A 19,077-nucleotide genomic window follows, 5' to 3' on the forward strand; every position below is an offset into this window, starting at 1 on the left:
TGATCCCTGCAGACGGCAAACGAGTATGCTGCCGCTAGGTTTATGGATAAAAATCTAATCTCTTATTGGAGCTTATTATGAAATTGAAAATTTTAGCTGCTCTCTCAGCCATGATGTTCGGCTACGCAGGCCTTGCCAGCGCCGATGAAACTGTTGCCGTCAAAGTCGGTTACATGGTTCTCTCTCCATCCGGCCAGTTTGCTGCAACCGTTGGCAATGTCGGAACCCGCGTAGATATGAATACCGATCTGGGCTTAAAAAACAGCAGCCAGCCAACCGGTGAAATCATCGTAAACCTGGGCGATTCGGCCATCTCACTCGGTTTTGTTCCCATGACCTTCAGCGGAACCAGCGTACTCGCCCGCCCCATCACCTATAACAACCAGACCTATACTGCCGGCTCAACCATCGCCAGCGAATTTAAAGCGGATATGATCGATATCGGTTATACCTATTACATCGTCAACATGGATGACCTGCCATCCCGTTTCCAGCTCGGCATCGAGACCGCAGTAAAAACCGTTACCGCTAAAACCTCGATCACCAGCGCTGGCGTAACAACAAGTAAAAACGTGACCGTTCCGATCCCAACCGTCGGTGTGCGCGCCCGTGTTGCTCTGGCTGACTTCGTCGGCCTTACCGGCCGTGTTGGTTACCTCGGTTATTCCGGCAACAGCATCCTGGATGCAGATGCCCAGGTTGAGTTTTCACCACTGCCAATGCTCGGCATCTACGCCGGTTACCGTCAGCTGAAACTGAAGGTCGACACCAACAATGTTTACGTTAACACCACCTTCAGTGGCCCGTACGCAGGAGCATTCTTCCGCTTCTAATTGTTGCTGTCGAAGATAATAAAAAGGCCGGATCATATGATCCGGCCTTTTTTTTGTTACAGCATACAGTCACTAGTAACTCTTACGGAACTCCGTTGCATGACATGTCGGACATGGAGGTACACGCCCTGTCTTCTTGAAATGCAGGTCATGTCCACATGCATTGCAGGTCAGTGTGCCTGCACTCGTAATCTCACCTGAACGACAACTGATGGCCTTCTGAGTACGCTCAGCGATCGATGAGAGTGCACTACCAGCCATATTCAGCAATGTGGACAGCGAAGACATTGCTCCAGCACCTACGCGTGATGGATTAAACTTCTCTTTCGCCTCATCCCTCATGACATTGGCCATCTGAGTGAAATCACGCTCCAGGAATCGTTTTAGATTTTTACCCTGCTCCTCACTGAATGCTCCGGCAGCGGTCAACTGCTGTCGCGCTTTTTCCATCGCAATTTGAGCAAACTCACTGCTCTTCTCAGCCCCCGCCTCGAACAATTCCTTAAAACGTTCGGCCAGTTCATCGTACTGGTCTTCAGGTTTCGCCTTTTCAGAACTTGCACCCATATGGGAGATCACGGCATCGCCAAATTCAGATGTAGAGAGCTTGGTAGCCCCTTCCATCAAACGATGGAAGTCGTAGGTCACAGTTTTGGCGACGATGGCACCATTAATTCCCTGCAGAATAAGATCTGCCGCTTCACTCCAACCCATATAGCGCAGCATCATCTCGCCTGAGAGCAGAACAGATGACGGATTCACCATATCCTTGTCGGCATACTTCGGTGCAGTGCCGTGTGTCGCTTCAAAAATGGCGTGACCACTTGTGTAGTTAATATTCGCGCCCGGTGCGATACCGATACCGCCCACCTGAGCAGCAAGTGCATCGGAAAGGTAATCACCATTGAGGTTCAGGGTGGCAATCACATCAAACTCGGTTGCACGGGTCAGCACCTGCTGTAGCGCGATATCGGCAATTGCATCCTTGACCACTATGCCGTTGGGAAGCTGGCACCATGGACCACCATCTATCTCAACCGCACCGAACTCATTCTTGGCCACCTCATAACCCCAGTTTCGGAAGCCTCCCTCGGTGAATTTCATGATGTTGCCTTTATGTACCAGTGTCACCGAATCACGATTGTTATCAATTGCATACTGGATGGCCGCACGTACCAGGCGTGCCGTACCCTCCTGCGAAACCGGCTTCACGCCGATACCACTGCTCTCCGGGAAGCGAATTTTGGTCACACCCATCTCATCCTGCAAAAAGGCGATCACCTTCTTCACTTCATCGGAGCCAGCCGCCCACTCAATGCCCGCATAGATATCCTCGGAGTTCTCACGGAAGATCACCATATCCACATCTTCTGGACGCTTCACAGGCGAGGGCACACCCTCAAAGTATTTCACAGGACGCAGACATGTGTAGAGATCCAGTTTCTGGCGTAGTGCCACATTCAACGAGCTGATGCCGCCACCGATTGGGGTAGTCAGAGGGCCCTTGATACCGATCAGATACTCGGAGAATGCATCCAAAGTCTCCTGAGGCAGCCAGGCATCATCATCCTGACCATACATATTCCACGACTTCTCACCCGCAAAGACCTCCATCCAGGCGATCTTGCGTCTCCCTGCATAAGCCTTTTCGACTGCAGCATCCAGAACACGCTGTGATGCGCGCCAGATGTCACGTCCGGTGCCATCACCTTCGATAAAGGTCACAATCGGTTGATCCGGCACATTCAGCTTGCCTTCCTTACCCATCGTGATTTTTTCGCCGTTCTCCGGCACACAGATTTTGTCAAAGGCCATGGTTTACCTCACTAGGTATAAACAATAATTACTGTTGGTTGGACTGTTTAATGCGAGCAGCCACCTGCGCATCGCGTTTGGCTTCCAGCGCCTTGCCGCGTGCTTTTTCGTAGCGCTCCTGCCGGATGGCTTCGGCGGCTTCTTCCATTGCTGTTTCGGCGGACTTCAGATAATTCTCGGATTGTTGGGTACTACCCGGAAGATCCTGCGCTGCCTTGATTGCAGAGCGCGCATTGGACATCTCCTGCACCGGCGGTTTTACAGCACAGGCAGAGAGCAACATAATCAGGATAAACAGGCTGCGTTTCATACGTTGTAATGATTAGCTTATTCGAATCCGATGTCAATGCAGCCCCCAACATAAGGGTTGTCTTAAAGGGTGCGGTGCGAAGTGGAGCACTCCGGATGAGTCGGGAGAGAGGCAGATAGCACTAAAATGGCCGCCCAACTGGACGGCCATTCATAACAAATCCTGATCAGCTCTCTTTAATAGTTGGCCGTTTACGCAGCCCCAGCTCTTTCCACTGTGCATCAGCGACTTCACTCGGCGCATCAGACATTGGATCAGCTGCCTTTTGCGTTTTAGGAAATGCGATAACATCACGAATCGAATCAACACCGGCCATCAGAGCCAGCACTCGATCAAGACCAAATGCCAGTCCACCGTGCGGTGGTGCACCATATTTCAATGCCTTGACCAGGAAGCCGAACTTCTCATCAGCCTCTTCATCAGAGATGCAGAGCGTTTTAAATACCCGCGCCTGCACTTCCGGTTTATGGATACGAATAGAGCCACCGCCAATCTCGGTACCGTTCCAGACCAGATCATAGGCCTGCGAACAGATATTCAGCGGATCTGTCTCCAGCTTGTGCAGTTCATCTTCGCGAGGTGCGGTGAACGGATGATGCAGCGCCTCAGGACGCTTTTCATCTGCATTCCATGCAAACATTGGGAAGTCGACCACCCAGACAAAGCGGTGATCATTCTCGGCAATCAGGTTCAGATCATGGCCCATCTTCACACGCAGATGCCCCAGGGCATCATTGACGACCTGGGTGTCGCCAGCACCAAAGAAGAGCAGGTCACCATTCTCAGCACCACTGGCTTCCAGCAGTTCAGCCAGCACATCTTCAGGCAGGAATTTCACAATCGGTGACTGCAGGCCACCCGGAAGATCGGATTTGTCATTCACTTTGATCCAGGCAAGACCGCGGGCACCGTAGATTGATACAAACTTGGTATAATCATCGATCTGTTTGCGCGACAGCTGTGCCGCACCATCAGGAACACGCATGACCTTGATCAGACCACCGTTGTCGGCTGGCTCGCGGAACACCTTGAACTCCACCTTTTTCATCAGCTCAGTGACATTAACATGCTCAAGTCCGAAACGGATATCAGGGCGGTCCAGGCCAAACCTCTCCATCGCCTCATTATAAGTGATGCGTGGGAACTCTTCAGGCAGGCGAATGCCAACACCAGCATCAAACATTGAACGCAGCAGCCCTTCAGCCACAGCCATTACTTCATCCTGATCGACAAAGGAGAGTTCAATATCCACCTGAGTAAATTCAGGCTGACGATCAGCACGCAGATCTTCATCGCGGAAGCAGCGGGCAATCTGATAATAGCGATCCATACCCGCCACCATCAGCAGCTGTTTAAAGATCTGCGGACTTTGTGGCAGCGCATAAAATGAACCAGGGTAAACCCTTGAAGGGACAAGATAATCTCGCGCACCTTCAGGCGTTGATTTATTTAGAATCGGGGTCTCGATCTCAAGAAACTTCTGGCTGTCGAGATAGTTTCGCGCAGCGTGGGTAACGCGGTGACGCAACTCCATAAAACGCTGCATTTTCGGACGACGGAGATCGAGATAACGGTATTCAAGCCGAACCTGTTCGGAAGTATCGCAATCATCATCGACCATAAACGGGGGGGTCTCTGAGCCGTTCAGCACAACGATATCGGTAGCCTTCACCTCAATCTCGCCGGTCGGGATATTGCCATTGACGGTTGCCTCGGAACGGGCAATCACTTCGCCAACCACTTCGATCACGTCCTGCTGACGCATCGCATGGGCAAGTTTATGCATCTCAGGGGTATCAGGATGTACCACCACCTGCACCAGACCTGAGCGGTCACGTACATCAAGGAAAACCACGCCGCCATGGTCACGATTGGTCTGAGTCCAACCGTTCAGACGAACAGTCTGACCGATATGCATTACTGTGAAATCTCCGCAATATGTGCGTGGTAGCATGATTTCCACCTCCGAAAAGTCATCCGATCCCATTGAGATCAAACGGTCGCGCACACTAGCGTCGCCTGTGGAATCAGGCAAAGGAACTATCTGGCCAACTCAATGGATCCCCACAACATTGAAAGGTATTCATGGAAGATGGTCGCAAACAAAGGAAATAACTTCCACATCACACAGATCAATGAAATCAGATGTGAAATAGAATAACATTCGCACCAATTCAGATTAGGGGCCCCATTTTGAATAGTGAACAGACTCAGCATCCGGAAAATCAGTGCGACCTTTGCGGAGGCTCGACATTCGAAGAGATAGGCAACCGCGATCGACGCGGTGATGAACTGCACACCGGCATCTGCACCGGCTGCGGTCTAGTAGCGCATATGCCCGTGCCCAGCGAAGAAGAGGTTTCAGCCTACTATGCCGAGCAGTATCGCCGCGATTATCACGGAGAGAGCACCCCATCCACACGCCGCATCATGCGCGCCTGGAGAAATGGCGACCGCATCCTTAAACAGCTTTTCTCACGCCTTGATAAAGGAGCTAAGGTATTCGAAGTCGGTGCAGGCATTGGCTGCACGGTTAAATCATTCGAGCTGCAGGGATTTAATGCCAGCGGTATCGAGCCGAACAAGGATTTCAATGCATTCACCCGCGAGCAGCTCAAAGCATCGGTAGAGAACTGTAATCTCTACGACCTTCCTGCTGAACCCACTTATGATGTGGTTCTGCTGATCCATGTGATTGAGCACTTCTCAAGTCCAACTCGTGCTCTGAACCATATCCACAGCCTGATCAATGAAGATGGTTACTTCTATGTTGAGTGCCCGAATATTGCAGCCCCATTCGCCACCTACGATCGCCTCTTCCACTACGCGCACATCTATAATTTCACACCTGCAACCCTGATCGCGCTAGCGAAGAAGTGCGGCTTTGAGCTTGTCAGCCAGTTCACTGATGAAAACCATCCAGATATTCACATGCTGTTCCGCAAGGTGGAAGAGAAATCACTTGAGGTATCCCCTGAAGAGGCCGAACACACCAAAGCGGCGATTCACCGCTACAACATGCTCACCTATCACCTGCGTCCGGCCTATATTGTTCGCCGCATCAACAAGGTATTGAGCTATTTGGGTGAGTTCCTACTGGCCCGTGTATTCGTCAAAGGGATGCTGAAACACTGCAACAAGGGATAATCCTTAAGCATCGCGACACACCTCTTTCAAGACATCGAGCATCGGAAAATAGAGTGCAGTTCTAATCTCACGGCTTGGCTCCAGCGACTGCAGAATCAAGGCGTAACGGGACAACTGTGATTCATGACGTTTGGCCTCCTCCGCAAGGAAGCCTTCGAGATCGCTGCCCTCGTGTGCCGCAGTTTTGTAGTCGATGATCCAGCGCACCCCTTTTTCATCAATAAAACTGCGGTCGATGATATGATGGGAGACAAAACCTGCGCTCTGTGTGCTCAGTGCCCATTCACAGTGGGCACTTTCATGGTTGCCTGAGAGTATCCAGCGTCCCGTCTCACTGTTCAGCGTTCGATCCAAAGCGTTCTCTGCACGTTTCTCTGCCTGCTGGAGCATGGCTCCGGAAAGCCCTTCAGCCAGCAGTATACGCCGGGTGCGCAGCTGACCCATTATCTTCTGATCTGCACCCCACCGCTCCACACCGACATCGCCAATGTGTTGCAGCGCTGCATGCACAGCATTACCCACAGGTGCCGCTTCAGGCCCTGCCCAGAGGTATTCCGCCTCGGACTCCCCCTCCTGCTTCTCAATGAACCTAGCGACCGGCAACTGCCTGATGCGTTGCAAAGGCAACTGTGGCACTGCATGGAGACCTGCCTGACTCACCAGGTCCACTAGCTCCGCACCGAAACAGCCGCCCTCGATACCGCCGGGAATCAACAGATTCAGCAACGAGCCCGACATAGCACTGCCATTGGTTTCAGAGACGTAACCCAGCATATGTAGCGAGGTCTCTGCACGGGTGCAGGCCACATAAAGAAGACGCGCCAGCTCATAATCGTATTTGGACTTTTCAACCCCGTTAACCAGTGAAAAGAGAGCATCCCCGCCACGCGTGGCGGCGCGCACAGCCAGTAGCGGATGCACCTCGCCATGCACAGGCACATCGGTATATGCCAGCAGCGGTGAATCACTGCTATTTCCCCGTTTACCCAGCCCCGGAAGGATCACCACATCCCACTGCAACCCCTTGGCGCCATGCATGGTCATCAGCTCCACCTGCGCGGCTTCCGGTGATGAGTCTGGTGCGGCATAGAGCTTCTCTAGCCGCTCATCAAAAAGGCTCAGATCAATCCGCCCTCCCTCATCGAGTGAGGCGATCAGATCAAGTGCCACATCGACATTCCTGCAACCGCTCTGATCAAGCAACTCAAACATGGCCAGTCGATGCCAGGCGCTCTCCAGCAGCTGCCGCACCGGCACCCGCCCTGCCTGCTCCATGCATGGAGCAAGTGCCCGTTGCAGTGCAACCACCCTCTCTGCGGCTCCATGCTCCATAAGTGCCAACAGTGGCTCATCATTGATCAGCTGCCAAACCGGTTTTTCGCTGGCACCAAGCAGTGCGAAGAGATCAACTGTATTCAGGCCACAGTAGTTTGAGCGCAACAGCGCGGCCCATGATTCACGATCCGCCGGATGCAGCAGCGCACGCAGCAGCGCACGCAGCAGACGAATCTCCGGACGCGTGTGCAGCGGCAAAAGTTTGGTGGCGCGAAACGGAATACCGGCCTCCTGCAGGGCCGGCATGATGGCATGCAGATGTTTGCGTGAGCGGGCCAGCAGCGCGATTGATTGCGGCCTCCCATCTGCTTTCGTGATATCCCGTTCGCGGCGAACCAGCTCAACAACCGCCTCAGCCTCCTGAAGATCATCGCGCCCCAGTTGCTGAATATGCAGTTGAATGATACCGGCATGATTAAGTGCAGGCGTGGCCGGTGCATGGGCAACTGCACCGCGAACGGTATCCTGCTGATCTGGAAAGATCGCTGCGAAGGCCCGGTTCACCCAATCCACAATGGTTGGGGATGAACGGAAATTACGTTCAAGCTGCAGGGGCTCAACCACTGGCAGTCCGACCTGATTGGCTGCCGCCTGCAGAAAGAGCCCTACCTCCGCCTTTCTGAAACGGTAGATCGACTGCATCGGATCACCCACCATAAACAGCGTACGATGCCTGCCATCACCGGCCTGCCAGCCGGCTGTTAGGTTCTGCAACAGGCGCATCTGCAACAGAGAGGTGTCCTGAAACTCATCCACGAGGATATGGTGAATACGGTAATCGAGTTTTAGCAGCAGATCCGAGGGGGTTCCCTGTTCCCCTTCAAGGGCTTTCAGGGCGCGCAGTGCGACCTCGGTAAAGTCCGCCTCGCCATTCTGCGCGAATCCTTGCTGCAACTGTCCGGCAGAGAGAATCAGCAGCGAGAAAAGCGCCTGCATCAACAGCCACTGCTGCTCGGAGTACCCCGGTTCAGCAGGCAGCTTCTGCAGCGCCAGCATCTCGACCTCCAAGCCCCTTATCTCCGCCAACTGCGACAAAATCTCCTGAAACTTCAGCTTCTGATCCGCATGCTCTTTTCCGGCCGGGAAACCACGTCGGGCATTGATGCCGCCCGGTTTCCTGAGACCGTCCTTGGTCAGCAGCTCTCCCGCAATCAACTGCCATTGCTGCAGCTGATTGAGCTCAGCATCCGGCCAGCCGTTCAAGGCCTGCAGTTGCGGCTCACCCCGTTGCTCTCCAGCAAAGGCAAGCAGTCCCGGCAAGGCTTCACGGATACCGATGGGGATCAATTCGGCACACAGCCGAAGCGGCTCCTCCATGATATCGCCAAGACCGGACTCCAGCATGGCCCGCAGCCCATCCATATCACGGGCATGGGATATGACGATCTCCAGCCACTGCTCGCGCTTGGCAAGCATGTCAGCCACCAAGTCAATCAACACCACCGCCTGATGATCCAGATGCAGCAGTAGCAGTTCAGCCGCCTCGGTATCACTACGCAGCAGCTGGTTCAGCGCGGTCTCGGCCGCCTGCCGGTAGGCAGGATACAGGTAGTCACCCGGCCTTGGCATCTCGCCTAATCCCGAGAGCAGTGGCAATTGGGAAGCCAGTGAATGAGTTAGGCTGTCGAGTGTCATCAGCCTGAAGCGTCCGGCATGCTCACTGATGTGCCAACCGCGCTCTTCTGAACGTTTCAGGGCCGCCTGAGCAAGCTCCCATGTCTCCATCTTATGTGCCTGCGCTGCATCGGGGCGTGCCATGGAGAGCGCCTCGATAACGCGACTGCGCATCTCTGCAGCAGCCTTGCGGGTGAATGTGAGGGCCAGTATCTCCTCAGGCTCATCAACAAGTGCCAGCAGCGCCAGGATGCGTTGGGTTAACAGCTCGGTTTTGCCCGAGCCTGCCGGTGCCTGCACCAGCGATGAGAGCTGTGGATTGCGCGCCTTCAGCCGCGCCTGCTCACTCATGACTCATCCCCTGCATCCCTGTCAAAACCGGTCTCCTCGATCCTGCACACCGCCTCAAGACCACAATAGTTACACGCCTGTTCATCACGCGGTGACACATCACAGCGCCCCTGCGCAAACTCCTCCGCCAGGGCATTAATATTCTCCCGCCACGACTGCAGCAGTAAGCTCCAATCATCGGGGCTGTTGCGCTTGCCATCACACGGAGTAATGCCCCTGATACCGATATCCTCAGCGGCCAAACCTTCAAACCCCATTTCGCCACTGCGTACCCGCGCATAACTGACCGCGTCATCCTCACCCAGATCGGCAGCCATGGCATAGAGCGGCAGTTGCGGCTCCTCGATACGCTCACCAACCCACTTGCTCACACTCTGTTTGGCACCGGTTTTATAATCGATCAATATTCTTCGTCCATGCGCATCACGGTCGATTCGGTCAGCCTTGATGGAGATGGGAAACTGTCTACTCCCCTGCTCCGGCAACAGTAAACGGTAAGGTTTCTCTATAGAGAGAAGCTGGAATGGTGGGCGACTGCTTTCTAACTCCAGCCACTCAAACAGCACGGACTGCATACGGCGCACCTCAATCTCGCGCAGTGAGGCAGGAACGCTTGCCCTGTTCTGCTGCCAGGCAGAGGTGATTGCCTCATCAATCAGATCCCGCCGACTCTCCTCGTCCAGCACCTGCAGCCGCTCCGCCGTCTGCAACCGTGTCCAGATGAACTCAAGTGCCAGGTGCAAAAGCGAGCCTTTGGTGCTCGGCTCAATGCCGGGGCTGGAATCGCCGAGCTCACGAATCATTAGTCGATGGCGGGCAAATGCCTTGAACGGGCAGGCCGACTGATCCTTGATCAGCGCCGTGCCACCACCTCGCTGCTCCTGATCCTGCAACGGCAGCGCCGGTGCATCCTCATAGAACTCCAGTTCCAGCCTGTCTCTTTGACTGACCGCTTCCGATTCGCATTCACGCTCGACAGCGCCGCGTGCAAATGGTGAAAGCCTGCTCTCCTGCTCTCCCCGCTGTAGCGCATAACTGATCTCGATGTGGGGAGCAGCAGCCAATAGCTGCTGCCAGATAAAACGGGAGCTCTCAAATGCCAGTGTCGCCTGACTCATGCTAATCGCATACTTTTGTTGCACGGGCAGTGGCAGCAACGCGAGCGTGCGCGCATTCATCGGAAAGACCTGCTCCTCCAGCCCTGCTACAAAGATATAATCAAACCTCAGCCCCACAACCTGATCCAGCGGCATCACCACCACATTAGGGTGGCAGACCTCAGCCCGAACCTTTGCATCGGCTGAACGCAGCATGGAGAGCAAGCGCGACCAGCTCATCGTTTCGTTGACCGCATCAAGAGAGACCAGCGAGCCAAGGGCATCACGAAAGCTATTGATTAGGCGAATCTCATCATTACTGCGCAGCACCTCCCCGAACCCGGAAGGGACAAAACCGGTATCCTGTAGCAGTTTATGTACCCGCTTAACCCACTCACTTGGACGCTGGCGAGACGCTTTCCACTGTATCAATGACGTCAACGCAGCAGCCAGCTCGGGCAAATTATCCAGCAGTTGCGACTCAAGCAGGGATGAGAGCGAAATATGGTGTCGATTCTGCTGACGCAGCACCCTGTCGAGCTCTGCCCTTGCAAAACGTTCGGACTCATAACCCTTGAGCCATGGCAAAAACAGCAGGCGCGAGAAATCACTGAAGCTGATGTTACTCTCTCCTGCCAGTCCCAGCACAAACAGAAGTTGCTTGATCATCGCTCCCTCGGTCAGGCGCTCACCCGGCATGGTCACCGCCTGAAGAGCAATTGCAGGGTTATCAACATCCTCAGGAATCAGGGCTTCGGTGAGCTTGCGTTTCAGTGGCGATAGGTCGCTGATGGCATCACTGGTGAGCAGCGCAATGCGTGCCTGCGGCGACTGGCTAAGGATATCGGTTATGCGGCCACTGATGTGGTTTAGCTCTGCAAGCTCGTCCGGACAGGATATAACTGCGGGAACCACGTCACTAGGAGGCTCCGGTCTGACCTTTTGCAAGCGCACGCCAGCCCGTAGGAACGCCTGCATGATTGCATCCTGCTGCGGCGAAAAGGCTTCAAAGCCATCGAGCAGGATCATTTTAAAATCGATCAGCTGATGAATCCTGGGAAGCAGCAGTTCGACCTGATCGGCAGCAAGAAGACGGCCGTTCAGGCGCTCTTCCTGCAGTGAGGTTTTCATCTCTCTTACCCAACGGAGCAGTGACTCCGCCTCTTCTCCGGCATGCTCAAGTTCAGACAGAGGGATCCGGTACTGCTGCATGATTGCCCATGCTTCACGGGCATGGCGGGCAAGCCCGCGAATGGAGGAGAGAGACTGGGAGCCATCGGAGAGATCGGCGCGAATCACCTGCTCCCAGAGTTGCATCTCCTGCATCCTGTTCAGTGTTACAGGCAGCGATGTATCACTTTCAACCAGTTCAGATATCCACTCCTGCCAGCTGCTTACGCACGGCGTTGGGCTAACAGGCGATACTGAGGCAGTGGTGATGCGACGTTTCCAATCAATGGCATGTGTAGCAGAGGCGGTCAGCAGCAGTGCTCCCTTTTCCAGAGCCGCAGTGACATCGGCAGCTGCAATTTCACCAATCGGCGGAGTTACGTCAAAAAGGGAGGGCTGCATCTACTTAAAGCCGGTCAATCAGCTTTCGGCGCTTTCGGTTCCCAGTGGCCCGGAATAATCTTGCCCGAATCATCGGTGTAGGCCGGCACATACTGCTGCGGATCAACATCATCCGTCTTCTGCAGCTCGATAAACACAGTTACCGCACACGTCAGACTGATGATTACAACAATAATGACAAACCAGTTCGGATGAATGTGATTATGAATCGGGGTGACATCAATGATCTTGTGCTCAAGCTCTCTCTTGTGACGATTCTTCAACCACAACAGCCCTATCAGCACCATATTGCGTGCGATAAACAGCAGCAGTGCGGGACCGATAAAAAAGACGATCGAAACAAGCAGGTTTCTAAACATCAGGCAGCAAGCTCCTTCATACGCCGGGCATAAGCTTCCACATCCGGCTCACGACCAGCACGCTGGGCGTAGTAAACGGTTTCAGCAAGAATCTCTAGAAGCTTGTGCAGGGCATCGTGGCGATCCATCTTTTTCACCGTCATCATATGTACCATGGCATTGGCTGCTTCCGGCGGATGTTTGGTCGCCAGCTGCTCCTCAATGGCCAGATGCAGGGAGAGGTGCAGGTATGGATTCATGCCATCATCAACCTGAAAGTCGCGTTCGAGAAAATCTTCCATATCATCAAAGAAGTGATGGTGTTCAGGGTGCATCTGAATCACACGTGCGATGCGCACTTCAAGTGCATTAAGTGGCAGGTCAGCCTGCGCCTTATGCCATGCATCCCAGAAAATTTGCCGATGTGCCCTGAGCTGCTCCCTGCTCGGCCCGTTCTGTTCAGTCATTCGATCTCCCTTTCATCATCTGGCGAAACTGTAACACGATCACGGCAATGATAAACGCACAGCCTTTACATCTCGAGTTGAAATTGATGACGATTTGGCAGTTTCCAAACAGGCATCTATGATAAGAGATAGTTCTAACGTTTCCTGAGGTATAAATGGGCAGCCTTAAAGCAAAACCGTTACCGACCGATCTTTCTTTCCATGGCCTTTTTGCGCCGAACAGCACGTATCATTATTTCAAAGATGCTGAAAGCCAGTCGTTCAGACATAACAGCAATAAATTCCAGTCGGTCAATGCCTGGTGGCTGGCGGAATGCTCACTGCTTGCTTATGTCCGCGATCACGCTTTTGTATCGCAGGCTCTGGCCAGTGCCGGACTGCCTCAGACCCGCTTCTTCGAGAATAACGGCACCCAATGTTTTGTGGCGCATAACGATAACTTTGCCATCGTCTGCTTTCGCGGCACTGAGGTCGGTGAAGTTCAGGATATTCTCACCGACCTGAATCTACCGCTAACAAACAACGATGAGAGAGGCCAGGTCCACTCCGGGTTCAAAAATGCGCTGGATCAGGTATGGAACAGGGGGGATTGCAACAGCCATAATTTACTCGAACATATTAACACTATCACTGAAGCCAATTCGGAGCTGAAAATATGGTTTACAGGTCACAGTCTGGGTGCTGCACTTGCCACTCTAGCAGCAGATCGTTTCCCCGAAGCTCAGGGGCTTTACACCTTCGGCTCCCCCCGCGTCGGCGATCGCGAATTCGCCTGGAAGTTTGAGACAACTGCATACCGCTTTGTAAACAACAACGATATCGTGACAATGGTTCCGCCAGCGATCAGCTACCAGCATGTCGGTCTGCTAAAATATATTGATGACACAGGGCATATCCACGACAACCCGACACGCTGGATCACCATGAAGAGCCGCATCACAGGTCACTTGGGCTATCTAGGCGAGGTCCTGAATAGCTGGAGTCATGGCAACTTGAGTGCCATCCCTGTCGACTACCTGAACGATCACGCCCCGATCTACTATGCCGTATACATATGGAACAACCATCTCAATGACATGGAGTAAAAACGTGGCCTTTTAACACTAATTTCCGAGCAGCCCCTTTAGTGCACCAGCACCTCCGGTTGCCCCGCCAATACTTCCTTTGGCTTTGTCGATTGCGCCACTCTTCAATGCATCGGCCGATTTACCGAGATATTGGCTCACCCCGATTTTGACAACTGAGTCCTGCACATTTTTCAGCATCTTCGAAGAGAGAATCTGGGCTACCTCTGCTGCTGTTGCTCCTCCGCTCTTTTTGCCGACATCAGTCAGTTGAATCCTCGGCAATTTCACTATCTGATCCTTGTCACCAAGAGATGCGATACGCACCGTGGCCTGTCCGCCCTCAACCACCAGCTTGCGAATGATAAGCTTCAGTTCATCGCCTCCTTTGCTTGCCGAGAACTCGCTCGATCCGCCAGCGCTCTGCCCGAGATTCTTTTTCAGCACGTCAACGTTGGACACACCTGATTTGTTGATTTCATAGACAACCGCAGGCGAAGAGATAATTATTTCATCGATAATAACCGGATTTTTTGTCACCGTGGATGTGTCGATTTTAGTGCTGATCATACCAAGTTCAAACACGTTTGGGTTTGCAAAACCGGCGGGGTTGCCGACAGTAAGGCCTTTAATACTACCTGAACCCGACTCCAGTTTAATCTTCACTTCTGCTACGCGAACTGCCGTTTTCGTGGCTTCAGAGCCGTAGGTCTGAATGGCATCTTTCACAATGCTATCCAGATTGGACCAGAGAAACGCTAGCCCACCAACAACAATCAGGGCGATGCCCACCACACCAATCAATACCTTTTTCATGATGACCTCCTGTTCATTACAAAGTGCTAAAACAAGTATAGCAGAGTTTCCCCCCTAATATTCTTTGGAATTGGCGCGATAGAATGTAGATTCGGTATCAATAAAATATGGAGCGGTGATTCATGAGTCAGAAGGAAGGTTATTTTTATCTCAACTGTGTCCTCCGGCTGACAGCTATCATCCTGGTCGCGGAAGTGGTCGACATGATGATTTTCGAAGCCACCATCCACGGCACCCTCCACCCTCTTACTGAGGCAATCCTGGATGGCCTCCTGCTCATTTTATTATCGGTCTACCCACTCTTCCGTTTCGTCTACCTACCGATCCTGAAGCGCTTCAGGAAAGACCAGCAGAAGATCGAGATGCTTGCCGAAGCCCTGCAGGGAGCTGGCGAGAGCGTCATCATCACCCGCCCGAATGGAGAGATTATCTATGTGAATCAGGCGTTTTCCGATATCACCGGCTATTCGCATGATGAAGCGATCGGAAAAAACCCGAACATACTGCAGTCCGGAAAACAGGATGCTAACTTTTATAGGCGAATGTGGGGCTCGATCCAGAGCAGAGGTCAGTGGAAGGGCGAGCTGTGGAATAGACGAAAAAACGGCGAGCTCTATCCTGAGGCACTGGATGTCAGAGCTATACCTGGTGAAGACGGCACTACAAAATTTCTTGTTGGCGTCTTCTCAGACCTGACCGAACAAAAACGGGTGGAGAGCGCCCTGCTGCAAACACAAAAACTGGAGGCAATTGGTACCCTGGTCGGTGGCGTTGCCCACAATTTCAATAACCTGCTGGCTGCCATATCTGGGAAGGCCTATTTAGCCCAGATGAAGGCAAAGAAAAGCAATGCACCGACTGCAGTCACTGATAACCTGAATGATATACAAACCCTCTCGTTCGATGCGGCCCACTTGGTCAAGCAGCTGCTCGCCTTTTCAAGGGAGTCCCAACATGAGAAGGAAAAAATTCATTTAGTTTCTGCGGTTAAGGACGCAGTAGCCACAGCCCAGATTGGTATTCCCGAGGATGTGGAGGTCAATCTTGACCTCTCCAGCGAGCCAATGACCGTATTTGCAGATCAGACGCACATCAAACAGGCTATCATCAACCTGATCAACAATGCCCGTGATGCCGTAAACAGCAGTGAAACCAAGGTTATCAATATTAGCCTCTACCCGAGCAGCCCTGAGAGCTGCAATGATCATGGCTCTTGTCATATCCACTGTAATAAAATCGCCTGCCTGGAAATTCGTGATACGGGAACAGGTATCAACTCAAGCGATCTGGATAAGATATTCGAGCCCTTTTTTACCACCAAGGAGGTGGGACAGGGGACAGGGCTCGGCTTATCTACCGCGCATGGGATAATCAACTCGCATAACGGCTCCATTCATGTAAGCAGCACCTTCTCCAAAGGAACAACATTCAAGATATGCCTGCCACTTTCCCAACCCTCAAAGGAAGAAGAGAAGCTGGAAGCTGAGAGTCGAAGCACAGCAAACTATACAGGTGCGATTCTGGTAGCCGATGATGCAGAAGAAGTGCGCCAAACGGTTGCATCCTTGCTTGAAAGCTTCGGCCACATGGTGATTCAGGCCACCGACGGCATTGACGCACTTGAGAAGTTCCATGCCCACCAGCACGATATCTCACTGGTAATCAGCGACATAGTCATGCCCAAGATGGATGGCGTGGACAGCGTACTTGAGATGCGAAAAAGCTATCCAGAACTACCTGTTATTTTCATTACTGGCTATGATGCCCCGAAAGATAAAACCAGTGAAATTCTAGATAATGAGACGAGCCTGTTGCTAAACAAGCCTTTCAAAACAGCCGACTTAATCAGTCTTGTAAACAAGCTGACCCACAACGGTGGATAAGCAATAAGAAAACATCTCTTTCAGGTAACGCAGAGGATGACAGAGTAGAGGAACTATTATGTCCCCTTCACTATTTTAATTTTATGATCAGCATTCAAAAAATATTTAAGCAGGAACTCCTCCTCAATGGGAGAAAGATCGTAGCGGCGACACGCCTCTTCAATGGCCTCAACATCGTATTGGTGCATTTCCGAAATCCAGCGAATAGCCAGCCGCATCGCATCGCCCTTTGGAAAGATTGATTTCGCACCATCCATCTCTGCCACCTCTGATTCTAGTGTAGCATAAAATGATAACTGTTTGTATTCAGGTGACTTTTATAGAGTCAGGATAACAGTTCCAGCATACGCCTGCCCAGCAGTGTCGGGTTGCGTTCAACGGTTACTCCAGCCGCATCAAGTGCTGCAAACTTGGCCTCAGCAGTCCCCTTGCCTCCGGATATAATGGCCCCGGCATGGCCCATGCGTTTGCCCTTCGGTGCGGTTGCACCGGCAATAAAGGCCACGACAGGCTTGCTGATAGCGTCGCGAATATATTCGGCGGCATGCTCTTCATCTGAACCGCCAATTTCACCGATCATGATTACACCCTCACTCTTCTCATCGGCCTCGAACAACTTCAGAGCATCGATGAAATCAAGACCGTGAATAGGGTCACCGCCCATGCCGATGCAGGTACTCTGCCCCAGCCCTGTCTCTGTCAATTGCGCAACAGCCTCATAGGTCAACGTACCGGACCGAGAAATCACGCCCACCCTGCCCGGCAGATGAATATGCCCCGGCATAATACCGATTTTCGCCTCTCCCGGCGTGATAATACCCGGACAGTTTGGCCCGATAAGTGTGCAGGGTTTGTTGGATATCTCTCGCTTCACCCGCAGCATATCGAGCACGGGGATACCCTCCGTGATACAACAGATCAGTTTGATGCCTGCATTGGCAGCTTCGATGATCGCATCGGCGGCAAAACGGGGCGGCACAAAGATAACGGTGGCCTCAGCCCCCTCCTGCTCAACCGCATCGGCTACAGAGTTAAAAACAGGCCGATCCAGATGAGTCTGGCCGCCTTTACCCGGTGTCACACCACCGACAAAGAAGGTGCCGTAGTCGATCATCTGACTGGAGTGAAAGCTCCCCTGTTTACCTGTAAAACCCTGACAGATCACACGTGTATGTTTATCTAGAAGCACGCCCATTTTATAACCCCTTCGCAGCAGCTACTGCAAATTCAGCAGCCTGATCAAGATCGTTGGCCCAGCGCACATCCAGCCCTGCGTCTTTCACCAGCTTACGCCCCTCTTCCTCATTGGTGCCAACCAGACGCATCACCACCGGCACATTCATCGGGTGGGTTTCAATGGCTTCAAGCAGACCCTGAGCGATCACATCACAACGCACGATGCCGCCGAAAATATTCACCAGCACCGCTTTCACATGGTTGTCGCTGAACAGCAACTTAAATGCCTCGCAGACTGCATCGACCGTGACGCCACCACCGACATCAAGAAAGTTGGCGGGCTTATCACCTTTAAGCTGGATAATATCCATCGTTGCCATAGCAAGCCCGGCACCATTAACCATGCAGCCGATATGTCCATCCAGCGCAATATAGTTCAGGCCGAACTGAGAGGCCTCGATTTCACGCGGGTCCTCCTCATCTAGGTCACGCAAGTCCACGATCTCCGGATGCCGGTAGAGTGCATTACTATCAGCAACAAACTTGGCATCCAGAGCCACCAGGTCACCATCACCTGTCACGATTAAAGGATTCAGCTCCAGCATGGAACCATCTTTGTCACAAAATGTACGGTGCAGTTTTGCCAGAAGCGTCGCACAGGCTTCAACCTGCATTCCTTCCAGACCGAGAAATGTTGCTATTGTTCGGCTTTCACTTTCAGAGACCTGATCACCAGCTACAGCTAGCGTGAGAATTTTTTCAGGTGTTGTTGCCGCCACCTCTTCGATATCCATACCACCGGCAGGACTGACAACAAATGCGACCTTTTCTGTTTCACGATCCACAAGCAGGCTCAGATAAAATTCAGACTCGATATCCAACCCCTCTTCAACGTAGAGGCGATTAACCTGTTTTCCAGCCTCACCTGTCTGTTTAGTCACCAATACCGACCCCAGCAGATCCTCTGCTGCAGCTTTTACTTCAGCTGCAGATCGGCAGAGGCGAACACCACCGGCCTTACCCCGCCCACCGGCATGAATCTGGGCCTTCACCACCCAAATCTTTCCGCCAAGCTGATCCATGGCTGCAACTGCCTCATCAACGCTAAGCGCAAGCTTTCCACGCGGAACCGGCACCCCAAATTCATTGAGAATGGCTTTAGCCTGATATTCATGAATATTCAAAGGTATCTCCTCCCAAGGAGCACAGACTCAGCACACCGTTAGTACTGCATCAGGTACTGAGTCAATTGATAGTGG

General features: G+C 52.7%; 15 protein-coding genes. 4 read left to right on the forward strand and 11 right to left on the reverse strand.

Features of this window, described 5'->3' with window-relative positions:
• The first annotated feature begins 77 nt into the window (after positions 1-77).
• Positions 78-833: a porin family protein gene (locus Ga0123461_RS07070; protein ID WP_100277688.1), complete on the forward strand. Its 756-nt coding sequence runs from the start codon at positions 78-80 to the stop codon at positions 831-833.
• A 72-nt stretch (positions 834-905) separates the two neighbouring features.
• Here Ga0123461_RS07070 and icd read toward each other — a convergent pair whose 3' ends face one another.
• The 3 genes from icd to aspS form a co-directional block, all read right to left on the reverse strand.
• On the reverse strand, positions 906-2,648 hold the full coding sequence (gene icd, locus Ga0123461_RS07075; protein ID WP_100277689.1) for an NADP-dependent isocitrate dehydrogenase: 1,743 nt from the start codon (positions 2,646-2,648) through the stop codon (positions 906-908).
• 28 nt (positions 2,649-2,676) lie between these two features.
• Positions 2,677-2,958 carry a DUF4398 domain-containing protein gene (locus tag Ga0123461_RS07080; protein ID WP_100277690.1) on the reverse strand — a complete coding sequence of 94 codons (282 nt, stop codon included), beginning with the start codon at positions 2,956-2,958 and terminating at the stop codon, positions 2,677-2,679.
• A gap of 166 nt (positions 2,959-3,124) precedes the next feature.
• On the reverse strand, positions 3,125-4,912 hold the full coding sequence (gene aspS, locus Ga0123461_RS07085; protein WP_100278729.1) for an aspartate--tRNA ligase: 1,788 nt from the start codon (positions 4,910-4,912) through the stop codon (positions 3,125-3,127).
• Positions 4,913-5,151: 239 nt separating this feature from the next.
• Here aspS and Ga0123461_RS07090 point away from each other — a divergent pair, with 239 nt between their 5' ends.
• Positions 5,152-6,105 carry a class I SAM-dependent methyltransferase gene (locus Ga0123461_RS07090; RefSeq protein ID WP_100277691.1) on the forward strand — a complete coding sequence of 318 codons (954 nt, stop codon included), beginning with the start codon at positions 5,152-5,154 and terminating at the stop codon, positions 6,103-6,105.
• 3 nt (positions 6,106-6,108) lie between these two features.
• On the opposite strand, the gene Ga0123461_RS07095 is transcribed toward Ga0123461_RS07090, so the two are convergent.
• Genes Ga0123461_RS07095 through Ga0123461_RS07110 form a run of 4 tightly spaced genes read right to left on the reverse strand, consistent with a single transcriptional unit; the run spans position 6,109 to position 12,879 of the window.
• Positions 6,109-9,405: a UvrD-helicase domain-containing protein gene (locus Ga0123461_RS07095; RefSeq protein ID WP_100277692.1), complete on the reverse strand. Its 3,297-nt coding sequence runs from the start codon at positions 9,403-9,405 to the stop codon at positions 6,109-6,111.
• Positions 9,402-12,074 (reverse strand): PD-(D/E)XK nuclease family protein, encoded by a 2,673-nt coding sequence (locus Ga0123461_RS07100; RefSeq protein ID WP_100277693.1) that lies wholly within the window; start codon positions 12,072-12,074, stop codon positions 9,402-9,404. Before Ga0123461_RS07100 ends, Ga0123461_RS07095 begins: the two co-directional genes overlap by 4 nt.
• 14 nt (positions 12,075-12,088) lie before the next feature.
• The gene (locus Ga0123461_RS07105) at positions 12,089-12,433 is read right to left on the reverse strand and encodes a hypothetical protein (RefSeq protein WP_100277694.1); all 345 of its coding nucleotides are present in this window, start codon (positions 12,431-12,433) and stop codon (positions 12,089-12,091) included.
• The gene (locus Ga0123461_RS07110; protein ID WP_100277695.1) at positions 12,433-12,879 is read right to left on the reverse strand and encodes a DUF1841 family protein; all 447 of its coding nucleotides are present in this window, start codon (positions 12,877-12,879) and stop codon (positions 12,433-12,435) included. The genes Ga0123461_RS07105 and Ga0123461_RS07110 overlap by 1 nt, the downstream gene beginning before the upstream one ends.
• A gap of 155 nt (positions 12,880-13,034) precedes the next feature.
• Between Ga0123461_RS07110 and Ga0123461_RS07115 the strand changes: the two genes are divergently transcribed.
• A complete protein-coding gene (locus Ga0123461_RS07115; protein WP_100277696.1) occupies positions 13,035-13,964 on the forward strand; it encodes a lipase family protein in 930 nt (309 codons plus the stop codon).
• A gap of 18 nt (positions 13,965-13,982) precedes the next feature.
• Here Ga0123461_RS07115 and Ga0123461_RS07120 read toward each other — a convergent pair whose 3' ends face one another.
• Complete coding sequence (locus Ga0123461_RS07120) at positions 13,983-14,759, reverse strand: AsmA family protein (protein WP_100277697.1); 777 nt, start codon at positions 14,757-14,759, stop codon at positions 13,983-13,985.
• A gap of 122 nt (positions 14,760-14,881) precedes the next feature.
• Between Ga0123461_RS07120 and Ga0123461_RS07125 the strand changes: the two genes are divergently transcribed.
• The gene (locus Ga0123461_RS07125) at positions 14,882-16,642 is read left to right on the forward strand and encodes a hybrid sensor histidine kinase/response regulator (protein ID WP_100277698.1); all 1,761 of its coding nucleotides are present in this window, start codon (positions 14,882-14,884) and stop codon (positions 16,640-16,642) included.
• 56 nt (positions 16,643-16,698) lie between these two features.
• Here Ga0123461_RS07125 and Ga0123461_RS07130 read toward each other — a convergent pair whose 3' ends face one another.
• The 3 genes from Ga0123461_RS07130 to sucC form a co-directional block, all read right to left on the reverse strand.
• On the reverse strand, positions 16,699-16,899 hold the full coding sequence (locus tag Ga0123461_RS07130) for a hypothetical protein (protein WP_100277699.1): 201 nt from the start codon (positions 16,897-16,899) through the stop codon (positions 16,699-16,701).
• 68 nt (positions 16,900-16,967) lie between these two features.
• Positions 16,968-17,837 carry a succinate--CoA ligase subunit alpha gene (gene sucD, locus Ga0123461_RS07135; RefSeq protein WP_100277700.1) on the reverse strand — a complete coding sequence of 290 codons (870 nt, stop codon included), beginning with the start codon at positions 17,835-17,837 and terminating at the stop codon, positions 16,968-16,970.
• 1 nt (position 17,838) lies between these two features.
• Entirely contained in the window at positions 17,839-19,002 is a 1,164-nt protein-coding gene (sucC, locus tag Ga0123461_RS07140) for an ADP-forming succinate--CoA ligase subunit beta (protein ID WP_100277701.1), read from the reverse strand.
• Positions 19,003-19,077 lie beyond the last annotated feature (75 nt).

Source organism: Mariprofundus aestuarium, from assembly GCF_002795805.1.
Taxonomy (GTDB): domain Bacteria; phylum Pseudomonadota; class Zetaproteobacteria; order Mariprofundales; family Mariprofundaceae; genus Mariprofundus; species Mariprofundus aestuarium.

Bases quoted from the DNA above. Each gene is read 5' to 3' on its own strand.
- Ga0123461_RS07070 (WP_100277688.1), top strand. From the start codon at position 78: ATGAAATTGAAAATTTTAGCTGCTCTCTCAGCCATGATGTTCGGCTAC.
- icd (WP_100277689.1), bottom strand. From the start codon at position 2,648: ATGGCCTTTGACAAAATCTGTGTGCCGGAGAACGGCGAAAAAATCACG.
- Ga0123461_RS07080 (WP_100277690.1), bottom strand. From the start codon at position 2,958: ATGAAACGCAGCCTGTTTATCCTGATTATGTTGCTCTCTGCCTGTGCT.
- aspS (WP_100278729.1), bottom strand. From the start codon at position 4,912: ATGCTACCACGCACATATTGCGGAGATTTCACAGTAATGCATATCGGT.
- Ga0123461_RS07095 (WP_100277692.1), bottom strand. From the start codon at position 9,405: ATGAGTGAGCAGGCGCGGCTGAAGGCGCGCAATCCACAGCTCTCATCG.
- Ga0123461_RS07100 (WP_100277693.1), bottom strand. From the start codon at position 12,074: ATGCAGCCCTCCCTTTTTGACGTAACTCCGCCGATTGGTGAAATTGCA.
- Ga0123461_RS07105 (WP_100277694.1), bottom strand. From the start codon at position 12,433: ATGTTTAGAAACCTGCTTGTTTCGATCGTCTTTTTTATCGGTCCCGCA.
- Ga0123461_RS07110 (WP_100277695.1), bottom strand. From the start codon at position 12,879: ATGACTGAACAGAACGGGCCGAGCAGGGAGCAGCTCAGGGCACATCGG.
- Ga0123461_RS07115 (WP_100277696.1), top strand. From the start codon at position 13,035: ATGGGCAGCCTTAAAGCAAAACCGTTACCGACCGATCTTTCTTTCCAT.
- Ga0123461_RS07120 (WP_100277697.1), bottom strand. From the start codon at position 14,759: ATGAAAAAGGTATTGATTGGTGTGGTGGGCATCGCCCTGATTGTTGTT.
- Ga0123461_RS07125 (WP_100277698.1), top strand. From the start codon at position 14,882: ATGAGTCAGAAGGAAGGTTATTTTTATCTCAACTGTGTCCTCCGGCTG.
- Ga0123461_RS07130 (WP_100277699.1), bottom strand. From the start codon at position 16,899: ATGGATGGTGCGAAATCAATCTTTCCAAAGGGCGATGCGATGCGGCTG.
- sucD (WP_100277700.1), bottom strand. From the start codon at position 17,837: ATGGGCGTGCTTCTAGATAAACATACACGTGTGATCTGTCAGGGTTTT.